Genomic DNA, 14,751 nt, shown 5'->3' with positions numbered 1-14,751 from the left:
TATTGTGCCGCACAGGTGGACTTTGCGCAATTTCTTTGCATAATCATTCATGATAATGAATATCGAATAAAAATCGCCATAAATAACGTTAATAAGACGATCCGGTGATTGAGTTTTCCCCCGCGTTGCATTAGTGTGACGTTCCGTTTAAATACGTGAAGTAATCCCATAGGAGAAATGGTATGAAAGTAGCCGTGTTAGGTGCTGCCGGTGGTATTGGTCAGGCGCTGTCTTTGTTGTTGAAAACACAATTGCCAGCAGGTTCAGATTTAGCGCTTTACGACGTTGCGCCAGTAGTTCCTGGTGTTGCCGTTGATTTGAGCCACATCCCCACTGCGGTAAAAGTAACCGGTCACGGTAAAGATGACCTAGCTGATGCATTAACTGGAGCAGACGTAGTTCTGATTCCAGCAGGTATGCCTCGTAAGCCAGGTATGGATCGCTCTGATCTGTTCAACATCAACGCCGGCATTGTTAAAAACCTAATTGAAGGTGTAGCTGATAACTGCCCGAACGCGTGTGTTGGTATCATCACTAACCCAGTTAACACTACTGTAGCTATTGCAGCTGAAACGCTAAAAGCAAAAGGCGTTTACGACAAGAACAAGCTTTTCGGTGTAACTACGCTTGACGTTATCCGCGCTGAAACTTTTGTTGCTGAACTTAAAGGTGTAGACGTATCTTCAGTGCACGTACCGGTAATCGGTGGTCACTCTGGTACAACTATCCTTCCTCTACTTTCACAAGTTGAAGGCGTTGAGTTTACTGACGAAGAAGTGTCTAGCCTAACTACTCGTATCCAGAATGCGGGTACTGAAGTTGTTGAGGCAAAAGCGGGCGGTGGCTCTGCAACCCTATCTATGGGTCAAGCAGCAGCACGTTTCTGTTTATCTCTAGTTGCAGCAATGCAAGGTGAGAACGTGGTTGAGTACACTTACGTACAAACTGACGACAGCGACGACGCAGCATTCTTCGCACACCCAGTTCGCCTAGGTGCAAACGGTGTTGAAGAAATCTTGCCATACGGCGAGCTAAGCGCATTTGAAGAAAAAGCGAAAAACGACATGCTTGAAGGCCTACGCGGCGACATCAAGCTAGGCGTTGACTTCGTAAACGGCTAATCGGATAACATCATTGGCGGAACTTTGAACGCAGACCCGCCGTGAATACGTCCATGTAGGCTTCGCCACCGCATCCCTGCGGTGGAGAGCCTGCTTATCAAACTTCCCCCCACTCAATACGTCACCCAACAACCTTTGACAAACTCATTAATTGGGGAAAATTAAGTCTGTTACGACCTTACGTATCCAGCCTTTTTTTGCGGCGTGTTTATAGACTTTGCCACTGCACATTCAGAACAGGAGAGCTACGTAAAGCGGTGCTTGTTGAAAGCATCACCTAGCAGCTATTCATTAGTTTACCACCTAAGAAAATTAGTGTGCTTTGGCTGGCTCTATGCGGTACAGCTTTATTGCGCCCATGGCTGCTGGATAGCCCTTATGAATTGCGTAGGTGTAGCCAGAAATCATGTTGTCTGTTAGCACGAAAAGAATAATTTTTGATGCAAAAGTTGTGTGAGTGGCTTCAATTTCGATGACTCTTCCATCAATACTTACATTGTTAGCAGAAAAATTTGATTGAACTTCATTGAGAAGGTTAGCGCCTTTTCTGTAAACGCGTAAGGCTCCTTGCTCACTTTCATTTAGCTGCAGTAATGCTAATTCAGGCTTGTCCAAATACTGCATAACACCAATCCAAGTGCCAAAAGGGTGTTCAGTTGTATTTTGCTCTGCATCAACAATTAGCTTCCCACGTTTTTCGAGGAATTTTCGAGGCGTAGATTCTGCGTCTTGTTTTACCAGGTGATACGTGTGAGATGTGTAACTCTCTTCACCTTTGAAGCTCGATTCAAGTGCCTTCAAGCCCCTATCTAAATAGGGAGACACAGTAATCGTGCGCGTTACATCGCCTTCAATAATAGTTTTTATAGTGCACCTGTTTTCTATACAAGCAATGTCTTCATTGGTGAATGGCGTGCGACGCACTCTTTTTAAACCACCTGGAATGGCTATTTCAAAAAAGCTGTGTTCGCCACTTTCACTTATTTGAAGTAATCGGAATGTGAGTTCATCTTCACTAATGCCTTCCCACAATCCAGTAGGTAACTCCATATTACTGGGAAAACAGCGGCCACTGAGTGAAAGCAGAGTGATGAAGAGTATCAATAGAGATGTGCGCATATTTAGTCCATTAACGCATAGGGTGACAAACTTTGTTACTAATCATATTCATATTCTGTTGAGTCGCAAAGTATTTCATTATTTACTAGTCACTCTCAACGGTTCTATTCGAATTAAACAAGGATGTATTATGACGTCTATGATGCGTAACGTTTTGCTTCACATTATGTGTTTTGTATTTTGTTTTAATGCCAACGCGACGGGTGAGGCTCTTAACAAAGCCAATGATGAAGCACTATTAGCAGGCCAAATTTTTACTCAATTACCTAAAACACTTACGTTAAAAGGCAATGCATTGCCCTTCGAAAATTATGGGGCGTGGCTTGCGCATGCACAAAGCAATAATCAAAACGTAGCGTATGTGGATAGATGGCAAAAAGCGGTAAATCCTAAAAAATTCAATGCGCTTATAAAGACAACAAGTGCGCAATGGATTGAGTATGAATCGGATGGTTTGAAGATTTCAGGTGTTATGGTGTCACCAAAGCATGTTGGCGGCAAAAAGTTACCTGTGATCATCTTTAATCGCGGTGGTAACCATAAGCATAATGTAACGCGCATAGCCGTTGTTGAGCGTTTAATGCCGCTCGCCGAACAGGGTTATATTGTTTTGGCGAGTAATTATCGCGGCGCTAAATTTAGCCAAGGGAAAGATGAGTTTGGCGGCGCAGATGTTAACGACGTCTTACGACTGATTGAAATAGCCAAACAGCTACCTAATGCCGACCCTAATAAGATAGCCCTATATGGCGTTAGTCGTGGCGGCATGATGACATGGCAGGCGCTTCGCAAGAACACAAGCGACATTACTAGCGCAGTTATTGTAGCTGGCCCCTCTGATTTACATACCACTGTGGAACGTCGTCCAGATATGCGGGCGCTGCTTAATGAACTTGTTCCAAATATGGAGCAGAATCAAACGAAAGCCCTCGATGAGCGCTCTGCAGTAAAATGGATTAATGAGCTAAATCCGAATGTGCCTATTTTGTTAGTGCACGGAAGTGCTGATGTGCGCGTCGATATTTCACATTCACTTAAGGCGGCACAGCAGCTAAAAGATAATAATCACTCGCATAAGCTTGTAGTTTACGACAACGGCGATCACAGCTTAACTTTCTATCGCGATGAGGTGGAAAGGGAAATCAACAAATGGTTAGCAGTACATTTTCAGTAGCGCAATAAAAAAGCCCGCTACGTTAAACTAAGCGGGCTTCTATGGTTTACTGAATAAGCGTATTTAACCTGTATTACGCATACCGATAGCAATACCCGCAATGGTAACCATCATTGCACGCTCTAAGCTGGTATTTTGCGACTCATCACCGGCCTTACGGATACGGTCAAGAAGCTCAATTTGCAGGTAATGAAGAGGTTGAAGATACGCAGCGCGAATTTCCATAGACTCTTTACCCTGCGGGTCGTTCTTCATAATGTCGTCGTCGCCTGTAATAGCCAATAGTGACGAGATGCTTTCTTTCAGCTCGCTACGCAGCGCTTCACCAAAGTGCTTGAGCTCTTTAGGTACAAGGCGTTCATCATACGCTTCGCTGATACGAGGGTCGGCTTTGTGGAACACCATGTCTAGCATAGAAAGACGCGAACGATAGAACGGCCACTCGCTGAACATCTCATTTACCACTTTCTCATTCTCAGGGGTCTTCACGCTATCAATAGCTCGCATCACGCCTAACCAGCTTGGAAGTACTAAACGGGTTTGTGCCCATGCGAAAATCCATGGAATAGCGCGAAGGCTTTCAATACCACCTTGTGGCTTGCGCTTCGCAGGGCGACTACCTAGCGGAAGTTTACCTAACTCTTGCTCTGGCGTTGCTACGCGGAAGTAAGGTACGAATTCTTCATCGTGTCTTACCGTAGCGCGGTAGTTATCGCGACCTTGGGCTGCCATTGCGGTAATAAGCTCTCGCCATTCTTCTTTAGGCGCCGGAGGCGGGAACAACATGGCTTCAATAATAGCGCTGGCGTAAATACCTAGGCTGCGTTTAGCTAGCTTTGGCATGCCGAACTTATAGCGAATGGTTTCACCTTGCTCTGTTACTCGGAAGCCGCCGTCTAATGAGCCAGGAGGCTGAGAGTAGATAGCTGCATGTGCAGGCAAGCCACCACGACCAATCGTACCACCACGACCGTGGAATAGGGTCAGGCTTACGTCAAATTCATCAGCAATGGCTACAAGCGCTTCTTGCGACTGGTACTGTGCCCAGCCTGCTGCTAGTGCACCAGCGTCTTTTGCTGAATCAGAATAACCAATCATCACAAACTGACGACCTTTCACGTAACCGCGATACCAGTCGATTGATAGAAGTTTGCGCATGACATCAGGTGAGTTGTTCAAATCGTCCAACGTTTCGAACAGTGGCGCTACTGGCATTGGCCAATCTACACCGCTTTCCTGAAGTAGTAACTGAACCGCTAATACATCTGATGGCTCACTTGCCATAGAGATAATGTAGATCCCAAAGCCGTGCTTACTGTGTTTCGCAATCACTTTACAAGTATCGAGTACTTCTTTTACGTCATCAGACGCATCCCATTGCGCAGGGAAGAGTGGGCGTTTTGAGCCCAGTTCTCGCAACAAGAACGCTTGCTTGTCGGCTTCGCTCCACTGTGCGTAGTCGCCAAGGCCAAGATAACGAGTTAACTCGCTAAATACGTCGGCGTGACGCTCAGAGTCCTGACGTACGTCTAGGCGTAGAAGGTGAATGCCGAAAACACGTGCACGGCGAATAGTATCTAGAAGTAGACCATTTGCTACAACCTGCATACCGCAGTCTAGTAGAGACTGATAGCAAAGCATGAGCGGTTCGATAAGCTCGTCGTCGCTTTCTATCCAGTTTGACGTATCTGGATTTTTGCCTGCTAGATAGTCGCTGATGCCATCGCGGGTAGCAATGAACTTGTTCACTAATGGGCGAAGTAGGGCGCGGTATGGCTCGATGGCGTCGCCCACTTTTTCGCGTAGTTCTTCGTTGCAATCGTACATTGAAAGTTCAACTTGCAAACGATCAAGGTCGATAGCGAAAAGCTTAGCTGCGCGCTTTCTTGCCAGTAGCAATACTTGCTCGGTTACCTTTGACGTAACAAATGGATTGCCGTCTCTATCACCGCCCATCCAAGAACTAAATTGTACTGGTGATGCGTCTAGCGGTAGCGATACGTCGTAGTCTTCGTTTAATCGGCCATCAAGCTCGCGCATGAAATCAGGTACGGCTTCCCATAACGAGTTTTCAATAACGGAAAAGCCCCAACGCGCTTCATCAACAGGGGTAGGGCGAACTGAGCGAATTTCTTCAGTGTGCCAAGCTTGCGCAATAAGATCAGCAATGCGGGTTTCGATTTTTTTACGCTCAACATCACTTAGCGACGCCTGATGCACTGCTTGAAGGCAGTCAGCGAGTTCTTTGTGTTTGTGAATAAGCGTTCGGCGCGTGACTTCAGTCGGGTGCGCAGTTAATACAAGGTCAATGTTCAGCTTTGCTACAGCATCTTGTACTTTGTCAGCTGTTAATTCAGCTTTATCTAGGTGTTTGAACAGCGCATCAATCGATGCATCGACATTCATTGCTGCGTTGTATTCTTGCTCGGCAATATTGCCCAAATTCAAGAATTGTGCGAAAGCACGGCCAACAGTCAACAAATCGCTGTCAGACATTGTTTTGAAAGTTTCTTTCAGTTCTTCACTGCATGCAGCGTCTCCCTGATAAGAGGCTCGGCCGCCTTTACGAATCTTTTCAATGCGGTCAAGCCACTCTTGACCCAATTGATTTTTGATTGTTTCACCAAGGGTTTTACCAAGGTATCGAACGGTATCTTTCAGTTCAGCATCATAGTGTGTTTGCATGCTATCCTCCTAAATATATGGGCTAACCATACTGTGTCCTTTGCGACTTGTCTAACCACTTTCGGTTATAATTTACAACATTTTGATACTTTTGCACCCTAATTAACATTGCTCAAAGCAAGATATTTTATGGTGTGATACACTCTTGCACCGGAAAATGCAGAAACATTTTCGCATTATGCGGTTTGTTTGAAATTTGTACTGCATTTGTAATTTAATTTCAGGAGTTCTTGTGACTGATACATTCAATACAGTAGAAACCCAAGCAAGTTACGGCATTGGTTTTCAAATGGGTCAACAATTGCAATCAAATCCTTTTGACGGTTTGGCAGTCGATGCAGTTGTTGCTGGCCTAAAAGACGCTTTTGCGGGTCAAGCCCCTCAAGTTGACAACGATACGCTGCGCGATGCGTTCGGTGAAATTCATAAGCGTATGCAAGCGGCTAAAGAAGAAGCGAGCAAAGCAGTTATTGAAGAAGGCACAAAGTACCTTGAAGAAAACGCGAAGCGTGACGAAGTAACGGTAACTGAGTCTGGCCTTCAGTATGAAGTCATTGCGGAAGGTGACGGTGAAACACCAGATGCATCTAGCACTGTTCGTGTTCACTATCACGGTACGCTTATTGACGGTACAACATTTGATAGCTCTTACGAGCGTGGTCAGCCGGCTGAATTCCCTGTTGGTGGCGTGATTAAAGGTTGGACCGAAGCCCTTCAACTTATGAAAGCAGGTGCTAAGTACCGTTTATACGTACCACATGACCTAGCTTATGGTGAACAAGGTGCTGGTGCAGCGATTGCCCCATACAGCACATTGGTATTTGATGTAGAACTACTAGACGTTCTAGGTTAAAAACACCATTACAGGAGTGCTCAATAGCGCTCCTGTAGAATTCAGCCTTCACTTTTCTTCCCTCAGTCTCTTCTTTTGTTTTCTCACAAATACCTATAAGTTCTCGACTATCAAAATGGCGTGATGCCGTTGTTTAATAACCTGTAAAATATAACAAATCTTCAAATATGAATGGGTGAGTGCTCAAGTTTTGTTGGTCTAACTACATGTATGCGATATGCTGGTTCCTTATCTGCTCCGAGTTGTTATCAGTGGCTTCGGCATTACAATAGCCCCACGCTCAAATAAGGAAAATTATTATGGTTATCAAGCCTAAAGTGAGAGGCTTCATTTGTACAAACGCGCATCCGGTAGGCTGTGCTAAAGCGGTTGAAGAACAAATTGCTTATGTGGAAGCAAAAGGTGACTTAGGCGAAGGTCCTAAAAACGTATTAGTGATTGGAAGCTCTACAGGCTATGGCTTGGCGTCACGCATCACTTCAGCGTTTGGTTATGGCGCAAAAACACTCGGAGTGTGTTTCGAGAAAGCCCCCACGGAACGAAAAACAGGTACAGCAGGTTGGTATAATACCGCTGCATTTCATGAAAAAGCGAAAGCGAAAGGCCTGTATGCAGACACCATCAATGGCGATGCATTCTCGGATGAAATCAAAAACGAAGCCATCGAAAAGATCAAAGCGGAAATGGGCAAGGTTGACTTGGTTATCTATAGCCTTGCATCGCCGCGCAGAACCGACCCTGAAACAGGTGTAACGTATAAGTCTACCCTTAAGCCAGTAGGTGACGCATACACAACAAAAACCTACGATACCGATAAAGACAAAGTACACGAAGTGGCACTAGAGCCAGCTAACGACGAAGAAATTCTGAACACTATCAAAGTAATGGGTGGCGAAGACTGGGAACGTTGGATGGACTTTTTGCGCGATGCAGATGTGCTTGCTGAAGGCTGTAAAACAACGGCGTATACCTATATTGGTAAAGAGTTAACATGGCCTATCTATGGTCAGGCAACGATTGGAAAAGCGAAAGAAGACCTTGATCGCGCCGCTGCTGCTATTATAGGCAAAAACAGCGACTTACTTGTGCAAGCAAATGTGAGCTCGTTAAAAGCATTGGTTACGCAAGCAAGCTCGGCCATTCCAGTAATGCCACTTTATATTTCACTTATATACAAGGTGATGAAAGAAGAGGGTACTCACGAAGGCTGTATTGAACAGATTTATGGCTTGTTTACAGAGTGTTTGTTCGGCAATACACCAACGTTAGATGAAGCAAATCGCTATCGTATGGATGGCAAAGAAACGAACGACGCCACTCAAGCGAAAATTAAAGCGCTGTGGGATCAAGTGACACAAGAGAACTTTCATGACTTAAGTGACTATAAAGGTTATCACCATGAGTTCTTAAAGTTGTTCGGTTTTGATATAGAAAACGTAGATTACGATAGCGAAGTTGACCCATTAGTTAAGTGGTAATTCGTTAACTTACTATTAATTAACGTAACGTTTAAAAATGAAAAGCCGTCTGATTTGACGGCTTTTTTACGTCTAATTACAGTCTGCTACATAGGAAAGCTTCGCAAAATGTAAATGAGTGAGACCAAAGGTTTACATTAAATTGTAGAAAAATTTGCCTTTATACTTAAATAGCGTGGCACAAACGTATGGGTTAATGCTAAAATCCCGAAATTAAGTAGGGGTCTTTTCTGCCTCTACCAAAACAGCAGTAGCGATTGCAGCTACACAACAACAATAATAAGTGTAAATTTCTGCTGGTGGTCTATAAAAAGAGGGCGAATTAAGCGTCCGCAAAAGGAATTATGCGTTACGGCTTCATAACAGGCTGACCGTAACAATTGCAGCAAGTTCCATCATTCAACAACGAAAAGGTGTCTAACACCTGTTAATAGTGCGTTTTTGCATGCTGACAGGCAGGTTTTCTGCGGTCATGCAAAAGGGTATTTCTATTAGAGTAGTGCGATTACATATGATAAAAATCAAGAAAGGTCTCGACCTCCCAATTGAGGGAGCGCCAAAGCAGGAGATTGCTGATGCATCTGCTGCTACGCGCGTTGCCATTCTGGGAGAAGAATATGTGGGTATGCGCCCTACCATGCACGTCCAAGTTGGCGATGTAGTGAAGAAAGGTCAGGTACTTTTTGAAGACAAAAAGAACCCTGGCGTTAAATTCACTGCCCCAGCAGCGGGTGAAGTGGTAGAGGTTAACCGTGGTGCAAAACGTGTTCTTCAGTCTGTAGTTGTTAAAGTAAGCGGCAGTGATGCTGTGACATTTGACAAAATTGCAGCTGACCAGATCGCGAGCGCTTCACGCGAGCAGCTTCAGTCAATCCTTGTAGAGTCAGGCATGTGGACGGCGTTCCGTACACGTCCATTTAGCAAATCTCCAAAGCTAGACTCTGTTCCAAGTTCAATTTTCGTTACAGCAATGGATACTAATCCACTGGCAGCAGATCCTGCTGTGATTATTGCTGAGCGCCAAGACGATTTCGTAAATGGTCTTAAAGCGTTAACGCAATTGAGCGGCGGCAAGACTTACGTTTGTAAAGCGGCAGGTGCGTCAGTTGCTACTGGCGATGCGGCAGTTGATGTTGAAGAATTTGGCGGTCCTCACCCTGCGGGCCTACCGGGTACTCACATCCACTTCCTTGATTCTGCCGGCATGAACAAAACGGTTTGGCACATCAATTACCAAGACGTAATGGCGATTGGTGCATTGCTGACTTCAGGCGAGCTAGATAACCGTCGTGTTATTTCACTAGCAGGTCCTGCAGCAACAAACCCACGCCTAGTGCGCACGGTAATCGGCGCAGACTTAACCGAGCTAACTGCAAACGAGCAAGTTGACGGTGAAATACGTGTTATCTCTGGTTCTGTACTTAGCGGTACAACGGCGATGGGCGTTCACGGCTTCCTAGGTCGTTTCCACACGCAAGTTTCACTACTAAAAGAAGGTCGCGAGAAGAAGCTATTTGGCTGGATAACTCCAGGTTCAGATAAGCACTCAGTGACACGTGCTTACTTAGGTCACCTAAGTGGCAGCAAGACATTTGATATGACAACAACTACCAATGGTTCTGAACGTTCTATGGTTCCAATTGGTAATTACGAACGCGTTATGCCCCTAGATATCATTCCTACGCTTCTGCTTAGGGACCTGATTTCTGGTGATACTGACGGTGCTCAGACATTGGGTTGCTTAGAGTTGGACGAAGAAGATTTGGCATTGTGTACTTATGTATGCCCTGGCAAATATAACTATGCTCCTATCTTACGCGACTGTTTGGCCACGATAGAGAAAGAGGGTTAAGTCATGGGTTTAAAAGCGTATTTAGAAAAGATCGAACCAAACTTCGAACCAGGTGGTAAGCACGAAAAGTGGTATGCGCTTTACGAAGCTGCGGCGACCATTTTCTACACCCCAGGTAAAGTAAACAAAGCTAACACGCACGTGCGTGACAGCATTGACCTTAAGCGCATCATGATCATGGTATGGATGGCAACATTCCCAGCTATGTTCTTTGGTATGTACAACATCGGCTTCCAAGCGCAAGAAGCAATTGCTGCTGGTGCAGGTACACTTCCTGATACGTGGCAAGCAGGCCTATTCGCTGCACTTGGCGGTGACTTGGCAAATGCGGGCACACTAGGTCTGTTCTTCTATGGCGCATGTTTCTGGTTGCCAATCTACGCGGTAACGTTCGCGGTAGGTGGTTTCTGGGAAGTATTGTTCGCGTCTGTGCGCAAGCACGAAGTTAACGAAGGTTTCTTTGTTACATCGGTATTGTTCGCACTAACACTTCCAGCCACTATTCCTCTATGGCAAGTTGCACTAGGTATTACCTTCGGTGTTGTTATTGCTAAAGAAGTATTCGGTGGTACAGGTCGTAACTTCCTTAACCCAGCACTGTCTGGTCGTGCATTCCTTTACTTTGCGTATCCTGCACAGATTTCAGGGGACCAAGTATGGGTAGCGGCGGATGGTTATTCTGGTGCAACGTCTCTAAGCCAAGCGGCGTCTGGCAACCTTGACTATGCGAATATGGATCAGTGGATGAACAGCTTCATCGGTACTATCTCAGGTTCTGCGGGTGAGGTGTCTACTCTTGCGATTATTCTTGGTGGCTTGTTCATCATGTACATGCGTATAGCAAGCTGGCGCATTGTTGCTGGTGTAGCAATTGGTGTAGCGTTCTTCGCAACCTTGCTAAACCTAATTGGCAGCGATACTAACCCTATGTTTGCAATGCCTGCACATTGGCACTTTGTTGTTGGTGGTCTTGCTTTTGGTATGTTCTTTATGGCGACAGACCCAGTTTCTGCGTCGTTCACAAACCAAGGTAAGTGGGCTTACGGTATCTTCATTGGTTTCATGACGGTACTAATCCGCGTCCTAAACCCAGCCTTCCCTGAAGGTGTAATGCTAGCGATTTTATTTGCTAACTTGTGGGCGCCACTGTTCGACTATTTCGTCGCACAAAGCAATATCAAGCGGAGGGTAGCACGTGTCGGCTAAGAAAGAATCTTTAGGCAAAACGGTAGGTATTGTTGTTGCCGTATGTTTAGTTTGTTCAATTGTTGTTTCTGGCGCGGCTGTTGGCCTTCGCTCTTTACAACAAACAAACGCTGCTCTTGATAAAAAGAGTAACATTCTTAATGCTGCAGGCCTTTACGAAATGGGCATGAGCAACAACGCAATTGAAAGCACGTACAGCGAGCGAGTAGAGCAGCGTTATGTAAATCTTGACGAAGGTACTTTTGTAGAAGCGCCTAAGCCAGATTACGATATGTATAAAGCAGCCAAAGAAACTGAGTACAGCACTAAAGTAACTAACAGCAATGTTGGTTTCCAGCGCCGCCCTAACGTGGCAAGTGTTTACTTAGTTCGCGACGACGCAGGTGATGTATCTCGTATCATTCTTCCTGTACACGGCAGCGGCCTTTGGGATCTTATGTACGGTTTCTTAGCGGTAGACGCAGACGGCCAAACGGTTCGCGAGCTTATTTACTATCAGCAAAAAGAAACGCCAGGACTAGGTGGTGAAGTGCAAAACCCTGCTTGGCAGGACAAATGGGACGGCAAAGAGCTTTACGAGAATGGCGAAGTTGCTATTCGCGTAGTGAAAAATGCTAACCCTAGCAATCCTCACACTATCGATGCGCTTTCAGGTGCAACCCTAACCAGCAACGGTGTTGAAAACACAATTCGTTACTGGGTAGGCGAGCAAGGCTTCGGCCAGTTCCTGAAGAACCAAGCATGGCGTTCATAAGGGAAGTCTCATGGCAGATACTAAAGAAATGAAAAAGGCCCTCTTTGGGCCAATCCTGGACAACAACCCGATCGCCCTACAGGTATTGGGTATCTGTTCAGCACTGGCAATTACCACTAAGCTGGAAACAGCCTTGGTAATGTCGCTTGCGCTTACCAGCGTTGTAGCGTTCTCAAACTTGTTTATTTCACTAATTCGCAACCAGATCCCATCTAGCGTTCGAATTATTATCCAGATGACCATCATTGCGTCGTTGGTAATCGTTGTTGACCAAATTCTGAAAGCGTATTCGTATGAGATATCGAAGCAGCTGTCGGTATTCGTTGGTCTTATCATTACTAACTGTATCGTAATGGGTCGTGCTGAAGCTTACGCCATGAAGAGCCCACCTCTGATGAGCTTCCTTGATGGTATCGGTAACGGCTTGGGTTACTCTTTCATTCTAGTTGTAATTGGTACAATTAAAGAGCTATTTGGTTTCGGTACTATTTTAGGTTTCGAAATCCTTCCACTGGTTCAAAACGGTGGCTGGTATCAAGGTAACGGTTTGTTGATCCTACCATTCAGCTCATTCTTCTTAATCGGCGGTATGATTTGGTTTATCCGTACTATCCGTCCAGAGCAAGTAGAGCCTAAGGAGTAAGTCATGGAACATTATTTGTCGTTATTTGTTCGCTCAATTTTCGTTGAGAACATGGCGTTATCACTTTTCTTAGGTATGTGTACATTCCTAGCGGTATCTAAGAAAGTTAAAACTGCTATGGGTCTTGGTGTTGCTGTTATCGTGGTACTAGGTATCTCTGTACCTGTTAACCAAGTTATTTATGTAAACATTCTTGCTCCAGGCGCACTAGCATGGGCAGGTTTCCCAGAAGCTGACCTAAGCTTCCTTAACTTCCTAACGTTTATCGGTGTTATTGCGGCGTTGGTACAGATTCTAGAGATGAGCTTAGACAAGTTCTTCCCTGCGCTTTACAACGCACTAGGTATCTTCCTTCCGCTAATTACCGTTAACTGTGCAATCTTCGGTGGTGTGGCGTTTGCGGTACAGCGTGAATACAACTTCACTGAAAGCATCGTTTACGGCGTTGGTAGTGGTATGGGCTGGGCATTAGCAATTGTATTGCTAGCGGCAGTACGTGAAAAGCTGAAGTATGCTGATATGCCTGATGGTGTTCGTGGTCTTGGTTCTGTATTCATGATCGCTGGCCTAATGGCACTTGGCTTCCAGTCATTCACTGGTATTCAGCTGTAATAGAGCTCGGGAGCATATAAATGAATAACGTAGAAATATTTCTTGGCGTCGGCATGTTTATTGCCATCGTATTGGCGCTAGTATTTATCATTATGTTTGCCAAGTCTAAATTGGTACCAAGTGGTGATGTAACCATCACTATCAATGGTGACCCAGACAAGGCAATCAAAACTGCACCGGGTGGCAAACTTCTTGGTGCACTAGCTGACGCAGGTTACTTCGTATCGTCTGCGTGTGGTGGCGGTGGCTCATGTGGCCAGTGTCGTGTAGATGTACACTCAGGTGGTGGTGAAATCCTTCCAACTGAACTAGACCACATCACTAAAGGTGAAGCGCGCGAAGGCTGCCGTCTTTCATGTCAGGTTGCTATCAAGCAGGACATGGAAATTGAGCTAGAAGAGTCGGTATTTGGTGTTAAGAAGTGGGATTGTGAAGTTATCTCTAACGATAACAAAGCAACCTTCATCAAAGAGCTTAAGCTTAAAATTCCTAACGGTGAAAGCGTACCTTTCCGTGCAGGTGGTTATATTCAGATTGAAGCGCCAGCTCACCATGTTAAGTACAAAGACTTTGAGATTCCTGAAGAGTATCGCGGTGACTGGGAGCGTTTTGGCTTCTTTGACATCGAGTCTAAAGTAGACGAAGAGACTATTCGTGCTTACTCAATGGCGAACTACCCAGAAGAAGAAGGCATTATTATGTTGAACGTGCGTATCGCTACGCCGCCACCTAATAACCTAAGTCTACCTGCTGGTAAAATGTCATCGTACATTTGGAGCCTGAAAGAAGGTGACAAAGCGACTATCTCTGGTCCATTCGGTGAATTCTTCGCGAAAGAAACTGAAAACGAAATGGTATTCGTTGGTGGTGGTGCTGGTATGGCCCCAATGCGTTCACACATCTTCGATCAGCTTCGTCGTCTTAAGTCTAAGCGTAAGATGAGCTTCTGGTACGGTGCACGTTCACTTCGTGAAATGTTCTACACAGAAGACTTCGACGAGTTAGCAGCAGAAAACGATAACTTTGAGTGGCACGTAGCACTTTCTGATCCTCAGCCAGAGGACAACTGGGAAGGCTACACAGGGTTCATTCACCAAGTACTTCTAGAGAACTACTTGAAAGATCACCCTGCACCAGAAGACTGTGAGTTCTACATGTGTGGACCACCGATGATGAACGCGGCCGTAATCAACATGCTTAAAGATTTAGGTGTTGAGGACGAAAACATCATGCTAGATGACTTCGGTGGCTAAG

General features: G+C 45.4%; 12 protein-coding genes. 10 read left to right on the top strand and 2 right to left on the bottom strand.

Translation table 11 applies throughout. The features are described from left to right. Nucleotides 1-182 precede the first annotated feature (182 nt). Complete coding sequence (mdh, locus tag C6Y39_RS06030; RefSeq protein WP_105930396.1) at nt 183-1,121, top strand: malate dehydrogenase; 939 nt, start codon at nt 183-185, stop codon at nt 1,119-1,121. A gap of 312 nt (nt 1,122-1,433) precedes the next feature. On the opposite strand, the gene C6Y39_RS06025 is transcribed toward mdh, so the two are convergent. Continuing rightward, complete coding sequence (locus tag C6Y39_RS06025; RefSeq protein WP_167390628.1) at nt 1,434-2,240, bottom strand: hypothetical protein; 807 nt, start codon at nt 2,238-2,240, stop codon at nt 1,434-1,436. A 130-nt stretch (nt 2,241-2,370) separates the two neighbouring features. Between C6Y39_RS06025 and C6Y39_RS06020 the strand changes: the two genes are divergently transcribed. Next, nucleotides 2,371-3,414: an alpha/beta hydrolase family protein gene (locus tag C6Y39_RS06020; RefSeq protein ID WP_167390627.1), complete on the top strand. Its 1,044-nt coding sequence runs from the start codon at nt 2,371-2,373 to the stop codon at nt 3,412-3,414. A 63-nt stretch (nt 3,415-3,477) separates the two neighbouring features. Here the strand turns inward: C6Y39_RS06020 and ppc are convergent, their stop codons facing one another. Then, nucleotides 3,478-6,099: a phosphoenolpyruvate carboxylase gene (ppc, locus tag C6Y39_RS06015; RefSeq protein ID WP_105930393.1), complete on the bottom strand. Its 2,622-nt coding sequence runs from the start codon at nt 6,097-6,099 to the stop codon at nt 3,478-3,480. A 232-nt stretch (nt 6,100-6,331) separates the two neighbouring features. Between ppc and C6Y39_RS06010 the strand changes: the two genes are divergently transcribed. The 8 genes from C6Y39_RS06010 to nqrF all read left to right on the top strand — a co-directional run bounded on the left by C6Y39_RS06010 (nt 6,332) and on the right by nqrF (nt 14,750). Next, nucleotides 6,332-6,952: a BamJ family beta-barrel-assembly machinery protein gene (locus C6Y39_RS06010; protein WP_105930392.1), complete on the top strand. Its 621-nt coding sequence runs from the start codon at nt 6,332-6,334 to the stop codon at nt 6,950-6,952. Nucleotides 6,953-7,251: 299 nt separating this feature from the next. Beyond that, nucleotides 7,252-8,430 carry an enoyl-ACP reductase FabV gene (fabV, locus tag C6Y39_RS06005; protein ID WP_105930391.1) on the top strand — a complete coding sequence of 393 codons (1,179 nt, stop codon included), beginning with the start codon at nt 7,252-7,254 and terminating at the stop codon, nt 8,428-8,430. A 511-nt stretch (nt 8,431-8,941) separates the two neighbouring features. After that, entirely contained in the window at nt 8,942-10,282 is a 1,341-nt protein-coding gene (locus tag C6Y39_RS06000; RefSeq protein ID WP_105930390.1) for a Na(+)-translocating NADH-quinone reductase subunit A, read from the top strand. Nucleotides 10,283-10,285: 3 nt separating this feature from the next. Next, nucleotides 10,286-11,488, top strand: a complete 1,203-nt coding sequence (locus C6Y39_RS05995) for an NADH:ubiquinone reductase (Na(+)-transporting) subunit B (protein ID WP_014950797.1) — start codon at nt 10,286-10,288, stop codon at nt 11,486-11,488. Further along, entirely contained in the window at nt 11,478-12,242 is a 765-nt protein-coding gene (locus C6Y39_RS05990; RefSeq protein ID WP_105930389.1) for a Na(+)-translocating NADH-quinone reductase subunit C, read from the top strand. Before C6Y39_RS05995 ends, C6Y39_RS05990 begins: the two co-directional genes overlap by 11 nt. A gap of 10 nt (nt 12,243-12,252) precedes the next feature. Then, on the top strand, nt 12,253-12,885 hold the full coding sequence (locus C6Y39_RS05985; protein ID WP_014999629.1) for an NADH:ubiquinone reductase (Na(+)-transporting) subunit D: 633 nt from the start codon (nt 12,253-12,255) through the stop codon (nt 12,883-12,885). 3 nt (nt 12,886-12,888) lie between these two features. Then, nucleotides 12,889-13,497, top strand: coding sequence for an NADH:ubiquinone reductase (Na(+)-transporting) subunit E (gene nqrE / locus C6Y39_RS05980; RefSeq protein ID WP_014950794.1), 609 nt, complete (start codon nt 12,889-12,891; stop codon nt 13,495-13,497). A gap of 20 nt (nt 13,498-13,517) precedes the next feature. Further along, entirely contained in the window at nt 13,518-14,750 is a 1,233-nt protein-coding gene (nqrF, locus tag C6Y39_RS05975; RefSeq protein ID WP_105930388.1) for an NADH:ubiquinone reductase (Na(+)-transporting) subunit F, read from the top strand. Nucleotide 14,751 lies beyond the last annotated feature (1 nt).

Source organism: Alteromonas gracilis (assembly GCF_002993325.1).
Classification (GTDB): Bacteria; Pseudomonadota; Gammaproteobacteria; order Enterobacterales; family Alteromonadaceae; genus Alteromonas; species Alteromonas gracilis.
This window is presented reverse-complemented; position numbering and strand designations above follow the sequence as displayed.